General features: G+C 36.4%; 21 protein-coding genes. 7 read left to right on the top strand and 14 right to left on the bottom strand.

Features of this window, described 5'->3' with window-relative positions; all coding sequences use genetic code 11:
• Positions 1 to 105: 105 nt before the first annotated feature.
• The 6 genes from lgt to H4K33_RS13530 all read right to left on the bottom strand — a co-directional run bounded on the left by lgt (position 106) and on the right by H4K33_RS13530 (position 5,466).
• Positions 106 to 984 carry a prolipoprotein diacylglyceryl transferase gene (gene lgt / locus H4K33_RS13555; RefSeq protein WP_182649886.1) on the bottom strand — a complete coding sequence of 293 codons (879 nt, stop codon included), beginning with the start codon at positions 982 to 984 and terminating at the stop codon, positions 106 to 108.
• 528 nt (positions 985 to 1,512) lie between these two features.
• Positions 1,513 to 2,577 (bottom strand): hypothetical protein, encoded by a 1,065-nt coding sequence (locus H4K33_RS13550; protein ID WP_182649884.1) that lies wholly within the window; start codon positions 2,575 to 2,577, stop codon positions 1,513 to 1,515.
• 128 nt (positions 2,578 to 2,705) lie between these two features.
• The gene (locus H4K33_RS13545) at positions 2,706 to 2,990 is read right to left on the bottom strand and encodes a GNAT family N-acetyltransferase (protein WP_182649882.1); all 285 of its coding nucleotides are present in this window, start codon (positions 2,988 to 2,990) and stop codon (positions 2,706 to 2,708) included.
• Positions 2,991 to 2,995: 5 nt separating this feature from the next.
• Positions 2,996 to 3,397, bottom strand: coding sequence for an OsmC family protein (locus tag H4K33_RS13540; RefSeq protein WP_182649879.1), 402 nt, complete (start codon positions 3,395 to 3,397; stop codon positions 2,996 to 2,998).
• Between the two features lie 12 nt (positions 3,398 to 3,409).
• On the bottom strand, positions 3,410 to 4,333 hold the full coding sequence (locus H4K33_RS13535) for a pirin family protein (RefSeq protein WP_182649877.1): 924 nt from the start codon (positions 4,331 to 4,333) through the stop codon (positions 3,410 to 3,412).
• A gap of 152 nt (positions 4,334 to 4,485) precedes the next feature.
• Positions 4,486 to 5,466, bottom strand: coding sequence for a hypothetical protein (locus H4K33_RS13530; protein WP_182649875.1), 981 nt, complete (start codon positions 5,464 to 5,466; stop codon positions 4,486 to 4,488).
• A gap of 159 nt (positions 5,467 to 5,625) precedes the next feature.
• On the opposite strand from H4K33_RS13530, the gene recG reads away from it, so the two are divergent.
• The gene (gene recG, locus H4K33_RS13525; RefSeq protein ID WP_182649873.1) at positions 5,626 to 7,728 is read left to right on the top strand and encodes an ATP-dependent DNA helicase RecG; all 2,103 of its coding nucleotides are present in this window, start codon (positions 5,626 to 5,628) and stop codon (positions 7,726 to 7,728) included.
• 438 nt (positions 7,729 to 8,166) lie between these two features.
• Here the strand turns inward: recG and H4K33_RS13520 are convergent, their stop codons facing one another.
• Positions 8,167 to 10,248 carry an LTA synthase family protein gene (locus tag H4K33_RS13520; protein WP_182649871.1) on the bottom strand — a complete coding sequence of 694 codons (2,082 nt, stop codon included), beginning with the start codon at positions 10,246 to 10,248 and terminating at the stop codon, positions 8,167 to 8,169.
• A gap of 196 nt (positions 10,249 to 10,444) precedes the next feature.
• On the opposite strand from H4K33_RS13520, the gene H4K33_RS13515 reads away from it, so the two are divergent.
• The 5 genes from H4K33_RS13515 (at position 10,445) to H4K33_RS13495 (ending at position 16,651) form a co-directional block, all read left to right on the top strand.
• Positions 10,445 to 11,119 (top strand): response regulator transcription factor, encoded by a 675-nt coding sequence (locus H4K33_RS13515; RefSeq protein ID WP_182649869.1) that lies wholly within the window; start codon positions 10,445 to 10,447, stop codon positions 11,117 to 11,119.
• Positions 11,116 to 12,414 carry a HAMP domain-containing sensor histidine kinase gene (locus H4K33_RS13510; protein ID WP_182649867.1) on the top strand — a complete coding sequence of 433 codons (1,299 nt, stop codon included), beginning with the start codon at positions 11,116 to 11,118 and terminating at the stop codon, positions 12,412 to 12,414. Before H4K33_RS13515 ends, H4K33_RS13510 begins: the two co-directional genes overlap by 4 nt.
• Before the next feature lie 85 nt (positions 12,415 to 12,499).
• Entirely contained in the window at positions 12,500 to 12,979 is a 480-nt protein-coding gene (locus tag H4K33_RS13505) for an ecotin (RefSeq protein ID WP_182649865.1), read from the top strand.
• 219 nt (positions 12,980 to 13,198) lie between these two features.
• The gene (locus H4K33_RS13500) at positions 13,199 to 14,554 is read left to right on the top strand and encodes a cell wall metabolism sensor histidine kinase WalK (protein ID WP_182649863.1); all 1,356 of its coding nucleotides are present in this window, start codon (positions 13,199 to 13,201) and stop codon (positions 14,552 to 14,554) included.
• Positions 14,555 to 14,620: 66 nt separating this feature from the next.
• The gene (locus H4K33_RS13495) at positions 14,621 to 16,651 is read left to right on the top strand and encodes a sensor histidine kinase (RefSeq protein ID WP_182649861.1); all 2,031 of its coding nucleotides are present in this window, start codon (positions 14,621 to 14,623) and stop codon (positions 16,649 to 16,651) included.
• Here H4K33_RS13495 and H4K33_RS13490 read toward each other — a convergent pair.
• The 5 genes from H4K33_RS13490 to H4K33_RS13470 form a co-directional block, all read right to left on the bottom strand.
• Positions 16,637 to 17,320 carry a metallophosphoesterase family protein gene (locus H4K33_RS13490; RefSeq protein ID WP_255493731.1) on the bottom strand — a complete coding sequence of 228 codons (684 nt, stop codon included), beginning with the start codon at positions 17,318 to 17,320 and terminating at the stop codon, positions 16,637 to 16,639. The genes H4K33_RS13495 and H4K33_RS13490 overlap by 15 nt on opposite strands.
• An 8-nt stretch (positions 17,321 to 17,328) precedes the next feature.
• Positions 17,329 to 17,826, bottom strand: a complete 498-nt coding sequence (locus H4K33_RS13485; protein WP_182649856.1) for a 3'-5' exonuclease — start codon at positions 17,824 to 17,826, stop codon at positions 17,329 to 17,331.
• 199 nt (positions 17,827 to 18,025) lie between these two features.
• Positions 18,026 to 18,442: a CBS domain-containing protein gene (locus H4K33_RS13480; protein WP_182649854.1), complete on the bottom strand. Its 417-nt coding sequence runs from the start codon at positions 18,440 to 18,442 to the stop codon at positions 18,026 to 18,028.
• Positions 18,443 to 18,575: 133 nt separating this feature from the next.
• Positions 18,576 to 19,373 (bottom strand): AraC family transcriptional regulator, encoded by a 798-nt coding sequence (locus tag H4K33_RS13475; protein WP_182649852.1) that lies wholly within the window; start codon positions 19,371 to 19,373, stop codon positions 18,576 to 18,578.
• Positions 19,374 to 19,378: 5 nt separating this feature from the next.
• Positions 19,379 to 20,494: an MBL fold metallo-hydrolase gene (locus H4K33_RS13470; RefSeq protein ID WP_182649850.1), complete on the bottom strand. Its 1,116-nt coding sequence runs from the start codon at positions 20,492 to 20,494 to the stop codon at positions 19,379 to 19,381.
• A 212-nt stretch (positions 20,495 to 20,706) separates the two neighbouring features.
• Between H4K33_RS13470 and H4K33_RS13465 the strand changes: the two genes are divergently transcribed.
• A complete protein-coding gene (locus H4K33_RS13465; protein ID WP_182649848.1) occupies positions 20,707 to 20,943 on the top strand; it encodes a VF530 family DNA-binding protein in 237 nt (78 codons plus the stop codon).
• Positions 20,944 to 20,982: 39 nt separating this feature from the next.
• On the opposite strand, the gene H4K33_RS13460 is transcribed toward H4K33_RS13465, so the two are convergent.
• Both H4K33_RS13460 and H4K33_RS13455 read right to left on the bottom strand, forming a co-directional pair.
• On the bottom strand, positions 20,983 to 21,420 hold the full coding sequence (locus H4K33_RS13460; protein WP_182649846.1) for an FKBP-type peptidyl-prolyl cis-trans isomerase: 438 nt from the start codon (positions 21,418 to 21,420) through the stop codon (positions 20,983 to 20,985).
• Between the two features lie 49 nt (positions 21,421 to 21,469).
• Entirely contained in the window at positions 21,470 to 23,215 is a 1,746-nt protein-coding gene (locus tag H4K33_RS13455) for a nuclease-related domain-containing DEAD/DEAH box helicase (RefSeq protein WP_182649844.1), read from the bottom strand.
• Positions 23,216 to 23,225 lie beyond the last annotated feature (10 nt).

The raw sequence follows: 23,225 nt of genomic DNA, 5'->3' as shown, positions 1-23,225 counted from the left end.
TATAAAATTACAACATCTAGCGCAATGGAAGGCTTAACCTACATTAAGTAAAAGCCATAAAAAAAACCTTTTGCTCAAGTGTCAAAAGGTTTTCTTCTTGTATTACTATTCCGTTGATTGTTTATCCTCCACAGTTTCATTTACATTGGCAATCACTAAATTTGAATTGTCTTTTGGTTTGCGCAAACTCCAAATCACTAGAGCAAGACCTACCACCATAAATGGTATACTCAAAAGCTGTCCCATATTGAAGAGCATTCCCTTTTCGAAATCCACTTGATCCTCCTTAAAGTACTCCAATATAAAACGAGCCGTAAACATAAGAACTAAGAAAAGCCCGAATAACAACCCTTTATACCCTCCATATTTCTTTTGATACAAAACATAGAGTATCACGGTTACCCCCAAATAAGCAAAAGCTTCATATAATTGTGTGGGATGTCGCGCTAATGTGTCGTCTCTCAAAAAGACAATGCCGAACACAGAATCAGTGGGTTTACCGTAAATTTCGGAGTTCATAAAGTTTCCAAAACGAATAAAAGCTCCTGTAATGGGAATTGCAATAACCAATCGGTCTAACAGTTTTAGCAAGTTTACCTTGTACTTCTTGCAAAACAAAGCCAAACTAATTAATACGCCAATAGCTCCACCGTGACTCGCCAATCCCATAAAGCCCACGAAGTGATAACTCCCGTCTACTTTAGCTATAGGCAAGATAATCTCTAATGGATGCTGAGAATAATAAGCAAAATCATAAAACAAGCAGTGTCCTAAACGAGCACCAACTACAGTACCTATCGCGATGTATATCAAAAGCTTATCCAAATACTTGATTTCCACTTGCTCTCTTCCAAAGATTCGCTTCATGAATTGATAACTGATGATCATTCCAACGGCGAAAAACACACCATAATAGCGAACAGCAAAATCACCAATTCGAAAAATCTCTGGATCTACATTCCACGTAGCTAAACTTAAACTCATACTTTGTCCTTATTTTTTTTCTCTAACTCCCAAAAGTAGAAGAATTGAGAAGAAAAAAAGAAAAGTTAACGGTTTTTTATGAGGGAGCTGATTATTAATCGTGCGTTGTACGTTGCGAACAACAACCAACATTACGAGTATTGCTTTTTCGCGAAGTTAGATTTTCGTTTAAAAAAGGGAAATCTCAGTTAGAAATGTTTAACTGATCACCAATTATTTCTAACAGGAACTGGCTATGTATAGTTCTTCTTTTGGATACATCTAACATACCTGTATGGTGTGTCCATAGTGGATCTATTAAAAACATCATTTTAATGGACTCACTATGGACACACCATGGACTCACTATGGACTCATCCAAAACAAACTATATACCGTACCGCTATAACTGTACCGTTTTTTGCTTGGGTTATCCTTTATCTGTAGAGACTTAGTTAGAAAACTGTTTGTTGTTTGTTGTTTGTTGTTCAGTTTGTCGTCAACCATCAACCATCAACCGTCAACCATCAACCGTTAACCGATAACCAATTACAACCCATGTTGCAATACATATACTTTTTGATATTTTTCTTTGCGTGATTTTCGCGGATGGAAAACAATTCCGATTTTATCCGCTGCGATTGGGCTAATAGACGAAACAGCTAAATCATTGGTTTCTAATGTAAAAACCTCTCCAGAAAGTAAATTCTTATAGCCTGTTTTATTTTTGTTGTACACTAATTCAACCAAGTGGTCGTTGCGTATAACAAGCCAACCATTACCGTGTTCGGTTGTAAATTGAACCGCGCTCGTTTCGTCATTTAAGTGTTGTGGGTGCCACGTTCCGAAGAACTCATCACCTAAGTTGTATAATTCTCCATAGAGACAATTTCCTTCTTCGTCAATTTCAACGAGTCCAATTTCTCCATTTTCTTCACACAACAAATAGGATTTCTGATCAAAGGACAGGCACAGTGCTTCATGTACAAAAGGGAAATCAAATTCGAGAACGCGACTGCGTACTTCTTGTCCACTTTCATTAATTTGACGGTGTAACCATCCAGACTCTACCTCTGTAATTAGGTGGATTTCTCCATTTTGAACACAAACCTTATTTCCTTTAGGCATGGGTACAGTAATTTGCTTCCCACCTAAGATATCATTTTCGTTAAAAGTAAGACAAGTCATAACATCTTGTTTGCTTTCTTTCCAAATATCTACTTCATAAAAAATGGTAGACGCTTTGGTACAGCCTACAAATCGACCAGCCAAATCCTTATCAAAGTTAAACTGCTCGCCAATATTGCGTTTAAAAACAGGTAAGATTTGTCGAGATTCACTTTCGTCTTTGTCATCTATTACGGCAACGAAATTGGTTGCTAATGGATTCAAAAACAACGTTGGCAAAACACCTTCAGACTCTACCAATTCTCTTTTATTTCCTTCTTCATCAACTAGCGTATAGACTAATTCAAAAGATGTTGGATCCTCAGCATCTGTAAACACGTAGTTTGCTAACAATAAGCCCTTCTTAGACCAACAACTACCCATCGCTTGAATAGCGAAAGGGACTTCTATTGTTGAAAGTAAACCAAATGATGTTTGTTCATTCATAAAGCAATATTTATAGCAGTTAAACTTAGGTACAAAGGTAAAAAAACTTAGCAGACAAAGGAATGCCTTGCCTCCTTATTTTGTCTACTAAGTCTTTTCTTTCAATTATTACTAGTACTTCCTGTTTTTTATGCACGCATAGGCGCCAATTCTGGATGCCTATCAAACTGCGCTTTTACAAACGGGCACAACGGCATGATCTTCACCTTTTTTTCTTTAGCGAATGGCACAACACCTTTGTTTAATAGCTTCACTCCTATTCCCTGTCCTTTAAAAGCTTCATCTACATGAGTAGAATCAACAATAATCATAGCCGTTCCTGCTACGCTATAGGTCATTTCACCCGCTTTTTTTCCGTCTATCCAGGCGGAAAAAACGCCTTTGCTTTCGCTTTGTTCGTGTTTAATTTCCATCTCTTTTAGTTATTTATGGTTGTTGCTATAGCTACATTTCCAGTTATTACCTTGTGAACAGGGCATTTTTCTGCGATAAGTAGCAAACGTTTTTTCTGCTCTTCATCGAGTGAATCACCTGTAAACTGAATTTCACGCTTAAAATTCGTCACATTGTTTGGTTTATCTTCAATCATTTCTACCCAAACAATAATCTGATCCGCTTGCCATTGTTTTCGATTCATGTACATGCGCAACGTAGCTGCTGTACAAGTTGCCAAAGCAGAAGCCAGCAATTCAAAAGGATTCATCCCTGTATCTCCACCTCCTAAATCGGCAGGTTCATCACTTATAATACGGTGTGTACCTGTGTTGACTTCGGTTTGATATAAGGTGTTGCCTAAAGTGGCTGTTACTTTTACTTCCATAGTAATACGCTTTTATTTTTCGTTTGTTTTATTTCTGAAATTTTTCATCCCTTCCGGAAAAGGAACATAACTCTTGTCATCGCCTTCGATAAGAGGAAACGCCTCATAATTTTGATCAATCCAATCTTGTTTGGCTTTTTCCAAGCGTTCTACATCGTGCGATACGAAATTCCAAAGGATATAACGTTCTTCAGGTAAAGCATCACCCCCAAAAATATACACGGTTGTATGTGGAGCCATTTCAAACTCACATAAGGTACTATCATTAGAGATTAGGATATTTTTATTTCCATAAGTGTGTGCTCCGCTTTTTACCTCTCCTTCGAGGATATACATGGCAGCTTCTCCAAATAAACCGGCACCGATATTAATTTTGGCTGCTTCTTTGCTCTTGATCTCAATGTAATAAAGAGGACTGTGAACGGGTACGGGAGATTCGTGTCCTAAGGCTTTTCCAGCAATTAGTTTATATTCAACCCCATTTTCCGTCCAACTTGGCAAGGCTTCTGCTTCGATGTGAACAAAAGAAGGTTCTACTTCTTCTAATTCTTTAGGTAAAGCTATCCAAATCTGTAAACCGTGTAAAACGGTATCGGGTTTTTCTTGACGGATATTTACGGGCATGCGTTCTGAATGGACCACACCGCGTCCTGCCGTCATCCAGTTGACCGCCCCTGGAGTAATTTCAACATGACTACCCAAGCTATCCCTATGCATGATAGATCCTTCAAATAAATACGTCAAGGTTGATAAACCAATATGCGGGTGAGGATCTACATCTAAATTATCGTGCTCTTTCACAGTAGCAGGTCCCATATGATCAATAAAGGCAAAAGGGCCAACGGTTCTTTTTTGACGAAAAGGCAGTAATCTTCCCACTAGAAAATTACCAATACTCGCCGCTCTTTCTTCAATAACTAAATCTACATTTGACATAATAAGCTTGGTTTTAAACGTTCATTTTTTGTAAGGTAAAGATACTTCTCTTTTTCTACCTCAGCACTTAACCTACGTTAAGTCCTCTTCTAAAATACGACATTTTAACCGTTTTTGCTCATGTATTTCGTTATCTTATTAAAAATCTGTTCTTATTTAAAGGTCGACTTTTTCTTACTCAATCGAATGCGCTGCGTTAATTCAACACTCACTACATGTCCGTTGTTGAATTTACTCGGACTACTCAAACGATATACATTGCTTTGATAACCTAATCCTACCGAAAAAGTATTGGAAACTTTAAAATGCGCAGCCAAGGAAATTCCCATCGCAGTTTGACTATCCCTATGAATAATATTGCGATCACGAGGATTTTCTGGGGCTTCTTCCTCGCGATAAAATTGATCACTCACAAACAATCCATACCCTAGATTCAAACGGTTGACCTCGTGGAAATTTAAAACTTGTAAACTGCTCGAAATCAAAATCGCATGATATTCCACAGGAACAAGATGTGCACTAGATTTCATCCCTACTCCAACCTGAATGAAACGCTTATCTGCATAGTAATAGGTGGCTCCAATATCCATCAACCACGTACCAAAATTGTCCCTAGTAGAATCATATTTTGGCATATCAAACGCCAAATAGTTCAATGGCGAATAGGTCAAATACAAGAAAAGATCTCCTTTTGCGTTGTTCAAACTGCGTTCTGGATTTTGTTCACGTTCTATTCTTTGTTTGTTATCATACACGGCAGCTGCCGAACCTACAGTTTGACTTTCGTTGAGGAAACTCAAGTAAATTCTGTCTCTATACATGTAGCGTCGATCGCTATTCGCATCGACCAAATACCCCAAAAGCGTGAAGGCATTCCCAATCGTATATACGGGATCTGTTTCAGATAATACCGTGAATTCTTTGGTCAATGTGTCGTTGATCAACGTTACTTTCAAATCGTCCTTGGACCGGATCACCCTCATCTTTGCAGGTAAAGAATATATCGAATCTTTTACCTCTAAAGACTCTTTATTGGTAGCCGTATAAAAGTAGATCTTCTGATCATCTTTATTGAATATTGTTGCACAAGACGTCAACAACAATAAGACTACAAGTAAGGGAATCACTTTCATATGAGGTGTATATATATTTTTTTGTTAAATATAAGTAAATAAAAACTTAATCAAAACCCAAAATAGCAGCTAAATATTGCGAAGGTTTCTCTCAAAAGAACAAGGTTCATTCCATCAAAAACCCTTATCTTAGGTTTTTTAATTAGATTTAGATTTAGCATGTACAATAACTTACTTGATACCCCTATTGAATACTTGAAAGGAGTTGGTCCTCAACGTGGTGACCTGCTCAAAAAAGAACTAGGCATTTTTAAGTACAGTGATTTGTTGCATCTTTATCCCAATCGATATATCGATCGCACGCGCTATTACAAGATTAATGAGCTAACGACAACATTAGCGGAAGTTCAATTGGTGGGGAAAATTATCCACCTCAAAACGGTAGAACAAAAAAGAGGAAAACGCTTAGTTGCCACCTTTACCGATGGTACAGGCCAATTGGAGATTGTGTGGTTTCAGGGTTTTAAATGGATCAAAGAAAATCTAAAACTCAACACCCCTTACGTTATTTTTGGCAAGTTGAATCACTTTAACTATGTGTACTCTATGCCTCATCCTGAAATGGAAACGGTTGAAGAACACCAGAATAACTTGGCGTCAACCATGCAAGCCGTCTATCCATCTACAGAAAAATTAGGCGCTCGTATTACCAATAAGGCCATGAATAAACTCATGCATCAACTGGTACAAGAAACCTATCCGTTGTTCCGTGATTCACTTCCAGATGAATTGCGTACCAAATTGGGACTCATGCCAATGAATCAGGCAATGGTGAACATTCACTTTCCCAAAAATCCAACGGAATTAAACAAAGCGCAATTTCGACTAAAGTTTGAAGAGTTGTTTTACATTCAGATGCAACTGCTCATCAAAAACATTGCGCGAAAAGGCAAAATTCAAGGTTTTCCCTTTACACAGGTAGGAGATTATTTCAATCGCTTTTACAACGATCACCTTCCCTTTCCGCTAACCAATGCGCAAAAAAGAGTAATCAAAGAAATACGCAATGATGTGGGGGCTCCGGCTCAAATGAACCGCCTGTTACAAGGAGATGTGGGTTCGGGTAAAACCATCGTAGCGTTTATCAGTACATTATTTGCTTTAGACAATGGTTTTCAGGCGTGTATTGTTGCTCCTACTGAAATCTTGGCTACCCAACACTTTATTGGTATTTCAGAGTTAGCTGCTCCTTTAGGTATTGAGGTTAAATTACTGACGGGATCAACTAAAACAGCAGAAAGAAGGGTTATTCACCAAACCTTGGAGGAAGGTAGTTTGCAGATTCTCATCGGAACGCATGCGCTATTTGAAGACAAGGTAATATTCAAAAACTTAGGGTTAGCGATTATTGATGAGCAACATCGTTTTGGTGTGGAACAACGCGCTAAACTATGGAAGAAAAATACCATTCCGCCACACATCCTCGTAATGACGGCTACGCCAATTCCCCGTACCCTAGCGATGAGCTTATACGGCGATCTCGATATTTCGGTTATTGACGAATTACCTCCCGGGCGTAAGCCCATCCAAACCATGCATTACTTTGAAGGTAAACGCCTGGCGGTTTGGCATTTCATTAAACAAGAAATTGCCAAAGGCAGACAGGTCTATATTGTTTATCCGCTCATTGAAGAAAGCGAAACCCTCGATTACAAAAACTTAATGGAAGGTTATGAAGGGATTTCAAGAGATTTCCCCCTACCTCAATACAGCGTTAGTATTGTACATGGACAAATGACTCCCGCCGAGAAAGACAAAGAAATGGATCGCTTTGCCAAAGGTGAAACCAATATTATGGTTGCTACAACGGTCATCGAAGTTGGTGTTAATGTACCCAATGCTTCTGTGATGATTATTGAAAGTGCTGAACGTTTTGGTTTATCACAATTACACCAGTTGAGAGGTCGTGTAGGACGAGGCGCTGAACAGAGCTTCTGTATTCTCATGACAGGTGATAAATTGAGTAACGACAGCAAAATCCGAATGGAAACGATGTGTCGAACCAATGATGGATTTGAAATATCAGAGGTAGACCTAAAACTTCGCGGTCCTGGTAATATTATGGGTACACAACAAAGTGGTACACTTCCACTTAAAATTGCAGATATCGTACAAGATCAAGAAATCTTACACTACGCCAGACATCAAGCAATCCAACTGCTCAAAGAGGATCCAACCCTAGAAAACCCCAATAACAGCAAGATTAAAGAAAAACTACATCGCTTGAATCAAAATACGAGTATATGGAATTATATTAGTTAATAGAGAGAAGATAGAAGTGGGTGGTGAGATGGTGAGATGGTGAGGCGATGAGATGGTGAGATGGTGAGGTGGTGAGATGGTGAGATATTTGTTGTGCGTTGTGCGTTGTGCGTTGTTTGGTGTTTGGTGTTTGGTGTTTGGTGTTGAATCCACTGCGTTTCGATTTCTTCTTTCTTCTTTATCTCGCTGAGTTTATATTGGTTTTTGTGTTCGATGAATCTTAACTGCGTTACGATTTCCTCTTTCCTCTTTCCTCTTTCCTCTTTCCTCTTTATCTCACGGATTCTATATTGGTTTTTGTGTTCGATGAATCTTAACTGCGTTACGATTTCCTCTTTCCTCTTTATCTCACGGATTCTATATTGGTTTTTGTGTTCGATGAATCTTAACTGCGTTACGATTTCCTCTTTCCTCTTTCTTCTCTCTACTTTCTACTTTCTACTTATCACAATTAGCGACCTGATAATTGGCGATTGCTCTTTTCACTAAATAATCATCGAGTTTCGTTTGTTTTTCCATGCGATACGCTCCATCTTTTTTAGGTGTTACTTTAAACTGTTCTATCTTTTGGTTTGGTGATAATATAGTCAATATACCTTGTTCCAAATATCCTAAATTCTGATAGGTAGCAACAAAGGCACGTTCGCTGTATGGTTTGTTGTAAATATCTTGGCCATAGAAATGAGAATCATAAGTAAAGTGCAATAATCCCAATAAAGTTGGCATGACATCAATTTGGGAAATCAGGCGTTTTTCTTCCTTCGGTGCGATAAATCCAGGTGCGTAAATCATCGCTGGAATGTGGTAGCGCTCTAAAGGTAAGCTCGCTTTTCCTGCACTGGAAGCACAGTGATCAGCAATAATTACGAAAACAGTATTTTTAAACCACGGTTTTGTTTTCGCTTGTTCGATGAATTTACCGATAGCATAATCGGTGTATTTCACTCCACCATCTCTAGATTGTTCTTGACTACTAATATTAATTTTGCCATCTGGATACGTATAAGGTCTGTGATTGCTAACTGTCATAATATGGCTAAAAAAAGGGTGTCCTTTTTGGCTATTTGCATCAAAAACACGTAAAGCCTTCGCAAACATATCTTCATCGCATACCCCCCAAATATTACTAAAGGTGATTTCATTTTTATCCAAAGTACTTTTATCGATAATATCGTAGTGATTACCACCAAAAAACGTTTTCATATTGTCGAAATAACTATCTCCTCCATACAGATATTGTACTTGATATCCTTTGTTTTTCAACACTTTGCCCATCGAAAATAAGTCAGCGTTGTTTTCTTGTTTAACCAAACTTTCCCCTGCACTCGGCGGACGAGATAAAGTCACTGCCTCCAATCCTCTTACCGTGCGATTTCCTACGGCAAAAAGATTGTCAAAAACCAAACTTTCCTTCGCTAGTTGATCTAGATGAGGCGTAATTTGATCGGTATTACCATAGCGCTCCATAAAAGAGGCGCTTAAACTCTCCACTGTAATCAACACAATATTCTTTTGAATAGCAGGTACCGTATCAACGATATGTTGAACATTATCTAAGCCTGTGCTCTTGTACATTGCATTCACAATAGCTTGAGCCTCTTTCTCTTCTAACTTGGCATAAAAATCATTGTAATCTAAACGACTGCTCTTAAATGCTTGATAAAACTTATACGTTCCATTGGCTTGTAATTCGTTGTAATACACATTATCAGTCGTTTGAAATTTCGTTGTATAGTTTAAAATTCCCATGCAAACCACTAGTACTATTCCATATCCCAATAAGGTTCCAATCTTTTGTTTATACTCCATCGGTTGTGCAAATGCAGGTCGAACACCTCTCAGCATCCAATAGGTTAACAGCGAAGCGCCTACGAAAACACTCACAAGAATTGTTTTAATGGGATAAGATTCGGCAATATTTCCAACTACTTCATTGGTATAAATCAAATAATCAACAGCAATAAAATTATAGCGTACACCAAACTCATCCCAAAACAAATACTCTCCTAGTACTACAAATTGAAGGAGTATAACGATATAAATAAAAAGAATAGATACATACACGATATAGCTCCATGTAGAACGAATCTTGGGAATAAAAAGACGCAAGCCGAAACTCAATGTTTTAAATAGAAAAAAACTTTGAGCTATAGTGGGTACTACGTTACCGTATTCATGAAATATCGTATTAAAGCACAATACATAAAGAAGTAGCACCACATATACACCAAAAATAAGGTATCCCCAAGGTTTTTTATACTTAGCTTGTGAAACCCCAACCAACTGTAATACAAGCAATAAACAGGCAATTAGGGTTAATGCACTGTCATTGACTGCACCTAATAGACTTAGTTTAAAAAAATAAAGTAGATTGAGATCTTCTCTTACTTGAAAAGCCAAAACTAGGCGCAGTAAAAAACCGAAGATAACGGCAAGTCCAACTAAACGTTTAACGGTGTGTCTCAATACAGAAAAACAAGAGATAATGGGTGAAATTCCTAAGGCTTTTTCGCTATTCATACGAGATGTACTTTTAAAATTAGCAGTATAATTAATTCGTTCTATTCGATAGAATTTAAAGACAAAAGGAAACATTCATTTTGTAGAAAATTTGAATTTTATAAAATTTTTACTCTAAAAATTATTTTATGCTAACTGGCACAAATTCAAAATTTCTTTAAATTTATCGACTACTTTTGGTTCAAATTCATTACTTATGAAGCTATTACTGATTGAAGATGAGCGCGAACTATCGCAAAACATCGTTCTATTTTTAGAATCCAACTACCTATGCGAACAAGCTTTTACTTTTCAAGAAGCAATAGAAAAACTCAAATTGTACACGTATGATTGCATCTTGCTGGATTTGGGATTACCGGGTGGCGATGGGCTTCTTTTGTTAGAAGAAATCAAAAAATTACATTTAGATAGTTCTATTCTAATTATCTCTGCACGTAATGCACTAGAAGACAAAATATTAGGCCTTGAATTAGGTGCAGATGACTATTTAGCCAAACCTTTCGCTTTACCAGAATTAAGCATTCGTATTCACGCCCAATTAAGAAGGCGATTGGCAACAACAACCAATGAGTTAACCTCTAGTAACATAACGATTAATCTGTTGAGTAAACAAGTTACGGTTAATGGCGAATCGGTGCTATTAACTAAATCTGAATACGCCCTACTTCTATTTCTCATTGGTAATAAGAAACGCGTAATTTCAAAAAATGCAATCGCAGAACACCTTTCTGGAGATATGGCTGATATGTTAGACAATCAGAATTTTGTCTATGCACATATAAAAAATTTAAAAGCTAAACTTCAGGATCATCAATGCAAAGGCAGTATTAAAACAATTTATGGAACTGGTTATCAATGGATCGAAGAATGAAAAGCTTACTCTTTACCTATCAACGTTATTTTGTTTTGTACACCGCACTTTTATTAATTGGGTGTGCTCCCCTATTCTATTGGGTCATGGAATACTGCTATGCCGAAGATTTGGATGAGTTGATTGAATATCGTACCACGAATTTTAAACAAAACCACTTAGCGCATCTCCGCATCACTGACTTAGCTACTTGGAATGCTTACAACTATGATCTAATGATTTTGCCCTACGATGAATCAACGGTGATAAATAAACCTCAGTTGATTTCTTTTTTTAATCCTGCGGAGGGATATGAAGTCGGATATCGCACACTCTATACGCCAATTTCCATTGAAGATCATCCGTTTTTATTGCTCTCTCGTATTGCTATGGTTGAACCAGGAGACTTGCTCAATACGCTAATTTACGAGTATGGTTTACTTGTATTGATATTTTTTATATCTCTTGTTTTAATTCAGAAACTCCTAGCTAAAAAATTGTGGTCTCCTTTTTATCACACCTTAAATCAAATTGAAAACTACAACTTAGAAAAGGGAAACATACCTGTTTTTAAACCAACGAAAACACTTGAATTCCAACGTTTGAACGACAATCTTCAGCACCTTATAGAAAACAATCTCAACGTATACAGGCAACAACGCGTTTTTATTGATAACGCATCTCATGAATTGCAAACCCCTTTGGCGGTATTTCGATCGCAATTGGATTTACTTTTACAGGATACAGATTTAACCCAAAAACAGATGCACATTGTTCAATCACTTTACAATGTTTCTTCACGTTTTAATAGGCTAAACAAAAATTTGCTTTTACTCGCCAAAATCGAAAACAACCAATTTCAACAGGTTGAACACCTCAACTTATCAGAAATTGTACGCTCACAATGGCACTTTTTCGAAGAATTAGCCCTAGAAAATAACCTTCACATGTCTCAACAAATAGAGGATATCATTCATGTAAACGGCAGTTATACGCTTATTGAATCGCTATTTAGCAATTTGTTTTCCAATGCAATTAAATACTGTCAACCAGGAGGTTCTATTCACTTGGAACTAAACAATACTGGTTTTCAACTGTCAAATTCAGGAACAATTGCCCTTGACGGAGAAAATGTATTCTTGCGATTTAACCGAGCTACTGAAGAAAAAAATGGTACAGGATTGGGCTTGTCTATTGTAAAAGAAATTTGTAAATTACATCATTGGATGATTGTTTACCATCATGAAATTGATCGCCATTATTTTACGGTCTACTTTTCGGATAAGCCATCAGACTCCTTCGTTAAAACCCTTTAACCAAACGATAATGTTTTATTAAATACTTAACCATACGCGATTTTATTTCTAACTTTGTCACACTAATTCTTAATAAAAAAAATATATGAACAAATTAATCGGATTTTTAGGTGTTTTTTTAAGTTTAACTACAGCTAGTATGGCACAAAAAGTAGACGTATCTATTTTCCCTAAACCAGAAAAAGGATACAAACAAATGGTAATTGAGGTTCCTCACTCCAAACAAGATGACAACAAAAAAATCGAGTTTACAATTGGTAAAATGATGGAAGTTGATGGTTGTAACAGTTTCGGTTTGATGGGGAAACTAGAGAAAAAAGATTTACAAGGTTGGGGATATGACTACTACGTATTCCAATCAAAAGGAGATGTTTTCTCAACACAAATGGCATGTCCAGATGCTCCAAAGAGAAACTTATTCGTATCTAGTCAACCTGAAACTACACGTTACAATGGTAGAATGCCAATTGTAATTTACGTTCCAGAAGAATTTGAAGTAAAATTCAAAATCTATACTGCTGGTCAAGATGAATACGAAGCACAAGAAGTACGCATCAAAAAATAAGAAATAATTCACTTCATACAAAAGCCAAGGAAAAGCAATTTTCTTTGGCTTTTTTTATTTTCCCATGTGAGCCTTTAGCGAGTATAAAATTTAAAAAGCATTCTATGTCTGACAGAGCAAATTAGGAGAAACAACTACAAAACAGTTGTTTTTTAAGGATTAATCCTTACTTTAGACCTGTTTATTCAACAAAGAGATAGACGCTCAAAAGACTTTTTAATGAAAATTAGAACTCGACTATCCCTCCAATTTTTAGGTTTATTTACCATCTTGCTATCTATTGTATTAGTTGCGATTTATTTTGTAGTTGCCGATCATTGGCAAAAGAATTTTTTCAAGCAATTAGAAGATCGCGCCTATATTGTTGGGCATAATTACTTGGCAGAAGACAACTTTACATATGCTGAGTTTCAAGAAGTTCTACGTAAGTTTCCTCGTACCCTACCCAAGGAGCAAATCCGTATTTACACCCTAAATTTCAACCCCATCTTTATTGCTGAAGGTGATTTGAAATGGGATAAAGATATTCTTCAGGCCGTTGTTGATCAAAATAGCGTATGGTTTAAGCATGGAGATGAATACATTTTTGGAATTTTGTATAAAGACAATTCTGGAGATTATATTGTTATGGCAAAGGCGATAGATCAAACAGGATTAGACGCACTGAAACAATTGCGATCTATTATGTTGATTAGCTTATTGATTGCGTTGTTAATTACTTTTATCTTATCTCGTTTGTTTGCAGAATCTTTTCTACATCCTATTAAAAAAATCATTCAACACGTACAAACGCGAAATGTAGACACTTTAGCCGAACCCTTTTCTACAGCTGAAATGTCTAGAGATGAAATTCGATCGCTAAGTGAGGCTATCAACGTTTTGTTTGAACGCTTACACGAATCTTTTGAAAGTCAAAAAGCCTTTGTAGCTCATGCCTCTCATGAGTTGAAAACACCAATTGCTGCCGTGTTGGGAACAGCAGAAATTACCTTAACTCAAGAGCGAACAGCAGAAGCCTATCAACAAGCCCTTCAAGCTATTATTCAGGATACAATTTACACGGATCAAATCATCAACAATCTACTGACACTAGCCAAATTAGATCAAGTAAACTATGATTTATCTCCATTAGATTTTGAAACTTTTTGGTGGCAAACTATTGACAATTTAATGTTACATCACCCAAATTTAAAGCTAAACTTTGTCGTTCAAACAACAGAAGAGCTGCACAAATTACACCTCAAAGGCAATCAACAACTCCTTAGTCTTGCGGTATCCAATATTATTTTAAATGCTGATAAATTTTCATTTAATCAGACCATTGATTTGACGTTAACCAGTACGCCAACAACTATTGACATTGAGGTTAAAGATTACGGTATTGGAATCAAAGCAGAAGATATTGAGAAGTTAACACTTCCCTTCTATCGTTCATCGAATGCTTTCCCAATTCAAGGGACAGGCTTAGGATTATCTCTCGCTTTTAAAATCATCAATATCCACCAGGGACATTTAACAATTGCTTCCAAACTAGGTGAATATACAGCGGTTATGATCCAACTACCTAAAGCTTAACTCCTAAAACAACAACAACAACAACAACAACAACAACAACAACAACAACAACTAACACACACATACATGCGTTTAACCCAAACCCCCTTTTTTAACGTATTTTTTTTACTTCTTCTTCCTCTTTGTTTGACTAGTTGCCAATACAAGCAGAGCCCACATCAAACAGATCTTGGAAATTTATATGCCATCAAACGAACACCAGAAGAAAAAGACATTCTTTTTAAGAAGTATGAAGCAGATGTCATCAAGATTCAGCAGCTCTCAAATACAGAATCAAATCAGGTCTATATCGATAGTATTCTCAACTATTTGCGTTACACAGGTCGCGAAAAAGAGTTTTTTGCCTTAACAGACATCGCTACACGAGATGCAAAAAAGCAACACGACCAAAGCCGATTGGCGCAGATTTTTGAAAAAAAGGCCGTTTTTTATCACGACAATCAACAACTAGATAGTGTCTATCATTACTATTTAAAGGCAGAACAACTGTATAAAAAAGCAAATGACAGTTTAGCGTTAGCTGAAAACAGATATTACCAAGCTCGCTTACTCTATGAGGCGGGTTTGGATAAAGAATCTGAAGTAAAATTGTATCAAGCGCTAAAATTACTTTCCAACAACCTCGACAATCCTATTTTTATTGAAGCTAATCAACTTAAAGCGTTTTATTTAACCCATTACGATGAACATACAGCTGCTTTAAATATACTACTCGAAATCTATCAATCCCTTAAAAAAGACGAGGGAAAATACAAAGTTTTACCCTACGATACCTACAACATAGCTATGGCTAACTTATTGGGAAATATAGGGATGAATTACCACGATTTAGAAAATTATGAAGAAGCAGAAAGATATGCTTTAATTGGATTAGAATATTATGCCAAATCTCCCCATTTTGTTCAAGTATATGCCCATTTAAACCGTACATACTACCTAGCTCTATACGAACAAAAAAAAGATAACAAAACCATTGAGCGCTTGGTCGAATCTTATCACATCTATACAGAGCTCAATCACTACTTTTACGCCATTGATATTTCGATGGTTATATCAACCGTCTATCTTGAGCAAGGACATAAGCAATTAGCCTTGGAATGGTTAGAAAATGCCTACGATCTTGCGGAAAAACACAATTTTTACAGCTACAAAAGAGAAATTCTAGAACGACTACTGACTGATCACAAAGATGCACACACGGCACAACTTGTGCAAGAACTCATTACGGTAAATCGATTTCTTGAAACCGTCCAAAAAGAAACCTTAGAGAGTTTTGCTAAAATTGAATACAACACCCTAGTTCTTGAACAGGAAAACGATACGCTAAAACAGCGCATTTACTTTGTCTATATTGGAGCATTCATCGTCATTGGTACTTTGATTTTTCTTTTGGTTTTTATTCGATTGAGAAATAAAAACAAAGACCTGGAACACAGCAACAGTGAAAAATCAAAAAATGAACAGATTATGAATCTGTTAATTGAAAATAATACCATAGAAAACGTAACAATTTTAAAGGAGCGAAATCGAATTGCAAAAGATTTACACGATGGAATCATCAACAGTATTTTTACCTTGCGTTTCAATACACAGCTCTTGCAAATTGCCGATAATAACCTCAAAAGCATGCTTGTAGATGAATTAGTACAGTTGGAAAATAAAGTTCGCGATATCTCGCACGCCTTTTCGCAACAAAGTATCTTCCAAAACAAGTCGTTTGAAAATTTAGTGACGGAATTAGTTCAGAAACAATCCAACAAAAACAAAACGAAGTTTACTCTTGTTCAAACACCTAATTTGTGCCTAGAACATTTAAGTACCGTGCAAAAAGTCAATATTTATCAAATCATTCAAGAGGCTTTTCAAAATGTAAACAAGCACGCACAGGCATCGCTATGTCAATTAAAAATTGCTTTAGAAGACGATACGATTGTACTGAGCATTGAAGACAATGGTAAAGGAATCAAATACAGTGCTCATCGGGGAATAGGTTTAGAAAATATGAAAGAAAGAGCACAACTTATTGGTGCACAATTAAAAATCAAATCGGATATAGGAAAAGGTACAACCGTTTTACTCTACCTACCTAACCTCTAAGCGACGATCTTTTGGATTCGTTTCTACTGTAATGGGCGTTTGAGTAAACGTTTCACTATCGATACGCAATGCTGTTAAACCATAGCCATAGTATGCCCCCGTATCAATATTCCATGAATTTGAACAAGGGGTATACTGCGCTTGCATTTGGTGTAAGGGTGTATGACCGTGAACCTGAAGTTTGCCAATATTTACCACTGGTTTTCTATTCCACAGCACACTATCCTCGTGCTCTTCTAAGAAGGGATCAGCAGTAGCGGTTACTCCGCCGTGGGTAACGATGATCTTAGAAGTTTCATACTTTAAAGGCAAGGCTTGTAACCATGAAATATACATTTGTGGGTGCAACTGATGAGCTTCAAAATCAACGAGCGTTAAATTGCCTCCTTGGCTTGTCCAATTATCATTGCTTCCTTCAACAACGTATTGAATAAGTTCTGCTTCGTGATTTCCCTTTAAAACCACGACGCATTCGTTTGCCTCTGTTAATTCCATACACAGGCGCAAAACACGAGCACTGTAATTTCCGCGGTCAATCAGATCTCCCACTAGAATTAAAATCTCTTTTTCCCTATCCCATTGCTCTAATAATTGACAAAACGTATAGTAACAGCCATGTATATCTCCAACAATAAAATAGCCTGTTTTCTGCCTATTGCTCATTTTCATTGGATAAATTAGTCTTGAAATACGTGTAAGGCAATATGTGCACAGGCCTCTGCATCAGCTAAAGCATGATGGTGATTATCGAGTTGAAATCCCAAATAAGAAGATACGGTATCTAACTTGTGGTTGGGTAACGTTGGAAATACACTTTTTGATTTGCGAAATGTACAGTAAAACGGATTTTGATGAAGAGGCAAATTATAACTAGCCAAAACCGCTTTCAAACAGCTTTGATCAAACGCACTATTATGCGCTACCAAAGGCAAATCTTTGATGCGATCAACCAGATAGTCCCATATCGTCGGAAATTCCTCTGCTTGGGCTGTATCACTTTGTGTCAACCCGTGTACTTTTGTATTCCAATAGCTGTAAAAATTAGGTGTAGGTTTAATTAATTCATAGTATTTATCTACAATTTGTCTATTCTCTACAAAAACTAATCCTACGCTGCAAACACTACTTCTATGCTGATTGGCGGTCTCAAAATCTAAGGCTACAAAAGAATCCATTCTCAATTAACTTGGGTTAACTGCAAAGATAAGGCTTTGTTTTTTCGATTTTTTGTAATGCAGTGAAAATATTCGCCTTCCTTTTTTCCGATATTCATGTAGCCATGAATTAAAATCAGCGATGATAAAAGTCTTACAATAAACAAAAAACCTTCTATTTTTAGAAAATAGAAGGTTAAAAAGCAAATCTCATGTATCATTAATACTGAGCAATTAAGTAATTAATGAGATCTGTTGTTGTAACAATTCCCACCAAGCTGTTGTTTTTGTCAACCACTGGCAAAGAGTGAAATTGTTGTTCAACTAATAATTCGGCTACTTCTTTAATTGTTATATCGTCGTTCACTACAACGGGATTAGCAGTCATAATATCTTCCAACTTATAGGCATCATAGATCGCATTAATTGCCTCTGCATCCATTTCTGCTGTACTATATCCAATTTTCAAAATATCATTACTAGAGATAATTCCAACTAATTGTTCTCCTTCAACCACGGGAATATGCCTTATTTTATAATCATTAAATAGTTGATTGACTTCACTGATTTTTTTTGTGGTTGGTACAGCAATTAATACCTTAGTCATAATTTGTGAAATGGGCACTCTTTGTTTCATAGCGTTTTATTTTCTAGTATAAAGTTCCCTTAATTAAAAGTATAAAAAGCTGATTATTAACAGGTATTTGTGTATTTTTTTTTCGTACCTTACTATGATTTGCTCCTAAACCTTCTGCTATAACAGGAGCATGTTATTTTTGGATTGTCGAGGGATTTACTCCAAACTTTTGTTTAAACGCATGAGAAAAGTGAGAAAGCGTTTCAAACCCCACCTCCAAATAGACCTCTTTTACCTTCATTTTTTTTTGACTCAATAAATAATAAGCTTCATCTAAGCGCTTTGTAAGTAACCATTTGCTTGGAGAACTAGCAAAAACTTTCTCAAAATCTCGCTTAAAAGTTGCAAGACTTCTTCCCGTCAAAAAAGCAAACTCTGCTAAGGGAATATTAAATCGAAAATGTGTATTCATAAAACTGGCTAACTCTATTTTACCAGGTTGACTAAAGTGAAACAAAATCGAACCTATATTTTCATTGTGCTGAAGCAATAAATATAGCAGTTCTTTCTTTTTCAGTTCAATTAAAGCCTCGTTGTTAACTTTATACGTAAACCAATTCCTAAGTGTTTCAAAATAAGAGGTCAACAGAACATCAGGTTCTAAACGCAAGAGGTTTGAATTTATCTTTCGGATTGGCTTCAAGTCAGTCTGAACAGCGAAATCCTGTAAAGTAGATTCATCTAACACTACAGAAATGGCCTGAAAAGCTTCTTCTTTATGGGGATACTTTACAAATCGAATGAGCGAGTTTTTACGAAAAACAATCAGGTCTCCTTTGCGATAAAAATACTTAGTTTTACCGTCAAAAGCTTCTAATTCACCAGAAATGATATAAGAAACTCCATGTTCTTTTATTAGTTGTTCACCTGATTTCTTACTCTTTGTATAACAGGCAAGATGTATTCCAAACAAATCGACAGATTCTTCCATAACTCTTACTTTTTCCACCAAAAAGTGGGTTGTGTATGCATGGAATCTAAGTTAATCTTTTCTCCTATCATCGGGGTAATCAAGGAAATATTTTCTTGCAAGCTCCAAGTAGAAATTGCATTTAAAGGCTCATCCCAAGCGTGATTGGCTAAAACAAATTTAGCAGAATGCACAGGGAACAGCACTTGAGCACGTAAGTCTTTAGTTGCCTGTATCACTTCTTCAGGCATCATGTGAATATATTTCCAACTTTTGTCATACTGCCCATTTTCTAATATAGCGAGATCAAAAGGACCAAATTTATCTCCAATTTCCTTAAAATGAGAATCATACCCACTATCTCCACCAATAAAAATTGTTTTACTCGGACTTTTGAGAACAAAGGAAGTCCACAGTGTATTTGCTGAAAAAACACTTCGTCCAGAAAAATGGCGTGCAGGAGTTAAAATCACTTCAAACCCATGATTCAAGTCAATCGCATCCCACCAATCTCTTTCGATGAGTTGTTGTTGGGTATACCCCCAATATTCTAAATGCTCACCTACCCCTAAACCACAAACAACAGTTTTCACCTTGGGTTGCAATGCTTTTAGCGTTTTATAATCCATATGATCATAGTGATCGTGGGTGATAAACAAAAAATCAATTGGAGGAAGATCTTCAACTTTAACAATATCAGTTCCATCAAAAGACTTCGTTCCTCCTGGAATTGGAGATGCACTACCACTCAATACAGGATCGACGAGTATTACTTTTCCCTCCAGGGTTAATAAGTAAGAAGAGTGTCCAAACCAAATTAATTGTGGTTGCTCTACATCAAAAACCTGCCAATCAACAGCTATAGAAGCAACTTTTTTGTCAGGTTTACGCTGTTTTGACTTGCCAAATAGGTAATCGTATAAAGCGGTCGTTAATGGTTGTGTTAGTTGAGGAGTATCACTAAGGTTATAAAACTTGCCGTTGCGATAGTTTTTCGATTCTTTTATTCGTTCTAAACGCTCTCCAGACGGACGTTTACCAAATTTAGGATGCATCATATATAGACTTGTCATTGAAAGTAAACCCAAGAAAAAACAACCTAGTACTATGCTGTACTTCCTTCTGCTTTTACTAATTTTCATTTGAATTAATTTTCAACAAATCTAAAGAATAGATCTTTTTTAGATTTGCTTAAAAAGCTCAATATTGTTTGCTTGTAAAGCTCATTCGTGTGTTAGATATCAATGATCGGGTGATTTCCATAGAAAGAGGTTTCATTCTTTTAAACAATCCTCTCACCCTCTCACAACCATCAATCGCATAAAAAAACATATCTTTGTTCAAAACAAATTCCATGCAGACGTCCAAAGATCCTTTACACGGCAAAAAATTAGCAGAAATACTAGAAGAATTGGTTGATTATTACCAAGGCTTTGAAGGGTTGGGGAAACAGATTAACATTCGTTGTTTTACACATGATCCCAGTATTAATTCTTCTTTGAAATTTTTGAGAAAAACACCTTGGGCGAGAGAAAAAACGGAGCTTTTATATCTGTATGTTCTCCGTCAAAAAGCTAAAAAATCACAATAAAAAAACCACTTACCGTGGTTATTTTATCATTGACAGATTTTATTTTACTATTTCAAAGAGTTCTATCTCAAACATCAACGTGCTATATGGGCCAATTTCTTTGCTAATATGTTCTTCTCGATAAGCAAATTCTGGAGGTGTAACCATTGTAAACTTGGTTCCCATGGGCATTAGAGGCACTACTTCTTGATAGGCTTTGATTAGCTTTTTTAACTTAAATGCACTTGGAGTACCCCGTTGTACTGAGCTATCAAATATCTCTCCTTTTACGTTAGTTCCCGTATAGTGGCAAAGTACTGTATCTTCTATCGTTGCTGTCTCCCCTTGTCCTTGTACTATGATCTCATAAGCAATCCCACAAGGTAATACGACAACTCCGTCTCTTTGAATAAACTGGGCTAAAAAAGCAGCTCCTTCTTCTTTATTGGTATTTTCCAACAGTTCTCTTTTCTTTTTTAATAGTTCAGCTACACTCATGCGTTTGTATTTAATGGAACAACAAAAATACTTTATTTTCTTTACTAAACTATTCTTCGTGCTCTTGATAGGTATGTAATTGCCAAATACTCAAATTATCAATTGCTCTTGTGCAACCAACATACCATTCAAAGGGAGTAAACTGATCGGGTTTGTCGACAATAAGAATAACATTTTTACGTTCTAACCCCTTGTATTTCAAAGCTGTTGTAAACTGTAAGTGCGTGGGTTTTAACGTCAAATTCTCTGGGGTTAATTCTTCCATATCCAATGCAACAATCAAATCCGCTACATTGTTTCGACGCTGCCAAACCTTACTTTGTACTAATACAATCACATCTTCTGCGAGTAAGGAAGAGCTAGGATCATTGATATTGTCGATGATAATCTTCATCGCTTCTTTCAACGTTTCAACGTCCTCAAACGAACGCAATTCAATTTCGTCGTATTCTGTTTGATGATCTGTTATTTCTTCCCATTCCTCAGGAGATTCCTGAATGTGTTCTGCAATTTGACGAATTTGTGATTTTTGAGCACTTCTTCTTATTTTATGCAGCTTGAAATGGGTAAAATAATCTTTTAAGAAATAGGCGTATTCTGTTACATCTCGACCAAAAAGAGAAAAACTTTGATCCAAATCATATAGTAACATCACATTCCCTTGCGACAATCCTTGCCCATCACCACAGAGTTTATCAATCAAGAGTGCCAAATTTCGATCAAAGAGATCTTGTGCTTCATCGATAATCATGTAGTCATAATCAGGCAATTGCTCTTGTTCTTCTAAATACTGTAAGGTTTCTTGTACTAACTTGGCACAACTTAAAGGCTTGAGGTAATATACTTCCTTTTCTTGGACACTGGGGTGATACTTGGCTATAAACTGCTTAAAAGTAATACAGTCAATTCGAACATTTTTTTCATTGAAACGCTGCTGATTGTACACGCATAAAAGTGAATTCCAACACAAATAGATCCCCTGACGTTCAACCTGCATTTCGGCATAGGCCATTGCCATGGTTGTTTTTCCTGTTCCAGGCGAACCTTCAATCATTAATCTTGGGTTCTCTGCTAGGGAATATAGATAGTCTAAGTTCCTTTCTTTTAACCATTGAAATGAGTTTCTTGAAGCGAATACATTCGTGTCTTGTACTTTGGGACTAAAGGTATTAACGATATAATTTAAATCGTTTTTCTTCAATTTTTTAAACGTAATTGGATGGACGCTTTCTAGTTTTTCACGCGTATACTTGTAGATATGAAGTAGAAAATTCTCAATATTGTGATACTCATTTTTACGAGTGAAATCACTATAAATCAAGTTCTTGTCATAAATCGTGTTTTCAATTGCTATTTTTGTTGTTGGAAAAGCAACAGCTTCACAGAATTGCACGTGTTTAAAATTTGGAAAAACCTTATTCATCAACGTGTATTTGTATCCTTTAACTTGTTCAAATGGATTTTGAGGCAACCATTTGGTGTGTTCACCATCTTTAAAACAAAAACGGCCCTGATCAACAAAAACATTTCCTCCCTTAACTTCTAGAACGATAATACCAAAGCGAGAAACGATAATAAAATCGAGTTCAGCATCAGCTTTAGCTCGTTGAATTCGCGTATTATCGTGAAAAGGTAGTCGCAAACTATACCATACATACCAATCGTGTTCACTCTCTGCTAGTGATTGAACCAAATCGCCGTAAATTAAAAATTCTCCATACGGCACCTTACTGCCATTAATTATGAGTTGCTCTAGTTCGTCAAGCGGGTATTCGGGATAAATCTTTAAAGCCATGATTTCTATC

The organism is Myroides sp. WP-1 (assembly GCF_014145635.1).
Classification (GTDB): domain Bacteria; phylum Bacteroidota; class Bacteroidia; order Flavobacteriales; family Flavobacteriaceae; genus Flavobacterium.
The sequence above is the reverse complement of the archived record's forward strand: the minus strand, read 5'-3'. Positions and strand labels throughout refer to the sequence as shown.

Bases quoted from the DNA above. Each gene is read 5' to 3' on its own strand.
- H4K33_RS13550 (WP_182649884.1), bottom strand. From the start codon at position 2,577: ATGAATGAACAAACATCATTTGGTTTACTTTCAACAATAGAAGTCCCT.
- H4K33_RS13505 (WP_182649865.1), top strand. From the start codon at position 12,500: ATGAACAAATTAATCGGATTTTTAGGTGTTTTTTTAAGTTTAACTACA.
- H4K33_RS13520 (WP_182649871.1), bottom strand. From the start codon at position 10,248: ATGAATAGCGAAAAAGCCTTAGGAATTTCACCCATTATCTCTTGTTTT.
- H4K33_RS13545 (WP_182649882.1), bottom strand. From the start codon at position 2,990: ATGGAAATTAAACACGAACAAAGCGAAAGCAAAGGCGTTTTTTCCGCC.
- H4K33_RS13485 (WP_182649856.1), bottom strand. From the start codon at position 17,826: ATGGATTCTTTTGTAGCCTTAGATTTTGAGACCGCCAATCAGCATAGA.
- H4K33_RS13500 (WP_182649863.1), top strand. From the start codon at position 13,199: ATGAAAATTAGAACTCGACTATCCCTCCAATTTTTAGGTTTATTTACC.
- H4K33_RS13490 (WP_255493731.1), bottom strand. From the start codon at position 17,320: ATGAAAATGAGCAATAGGCAGAAAACAGGCTATTTTATTGTTGGAGAT.
- H4K33_RS13480 (WP_182649854.1), bottom strand. From the start codon at position 18,442: ATGAAACAAAGAGTGCCCATTTCACAAATTATGACTAAGGTATTAATT.
- H4K33_RS13540 (WP_182649879.1), bottom strand. From the start codon at position 3,397: ATGGAAGTAAAAGTAACAGCCACTTTAGGCAACACCTTATATCAAACC.
- H4K33_RS13510 (WP_182649867.1), top strand. From the start codon at position 11,116: ATGAAAAGCTTACTCTTTACCTATCAACGTTATTTTGTTTTGTACACC.
- H4K33_RS13475 (WP_182649852.1), bottom strand. From the start codon at position 19,373: ATGGAAGAATCTGTCGATTTGTTTGGAATACATCTTGCCTGTTATACA.
- H4K33_RS13465 (WP_182649848.1), top strand. From the start codon at position 20,707: ATGCAGACGTCCAAAGATCCTTTACACGGCAAAAAATTAGCAGAAATA.
- H4K33_RS13515 (WP_182649869.1), top strand. From the start codon at position 10,445: ATGAAGCTATTACTGATTGAAGATGAGCGCGAACTATCGCAAAACATC.
- H4K33_RS13470 (WP_182649850.1), bottom strand. From the start codon at position 20,494: ATGAAAATTAGTAAAAGCAGAAGGAAGTACAGCATAGTACTAGGTTGT.
- H4K33_RS13535 (WP_182649877.1), bottom strand. From the start codon at position 4,333: ATGTCAAATGTAGATTTAGTTATTGAAGAAAGAGCGGCGAGTATTGGT.
- H4K33_RS13460 (WP_182649846.1), bottom strand. From the start codon at position 21,420: ATGAGTGTAGCTGAACTATTAAAAAAGAAAAGAGAACTGTTGGAAAAT.
- lgt (WP_182649886.1), bottom strand. From the start codon at position 984: ATGAGTTTAAGTTTAGCTACGTGGAATGTAGATCCAGAGATTTTTCGA.
- H4K33_RS13495 (WP_182649861.1), top strand. From the start codon at position 14,621: ATGCGTTTAACCCAAACCCCCTTTTTTAACGTATTTTTTTTACTTCTT.
- H4K33_RS13530 (WP_182649875.1), bottom strand. From the start codon at position 5,466: ATGAAAGTGATTCCCTTACTTGTAGTCTTATTGTTGTTGACGTCTTGT.
- H4K33_RS13455 (WP_182649844.1), bottom strand. From the start codon at position 23,215: ATGGCTTTAAAGATTTATCCCGAATACCCGCTTGACGAACTAGAGCAA.
- recG (WP_182649873.1), top strand. From the start codon at position 5,626: ATGTACAATAACTTACTTGATACCCCTATTGAATACTTGAAAGGAGTT.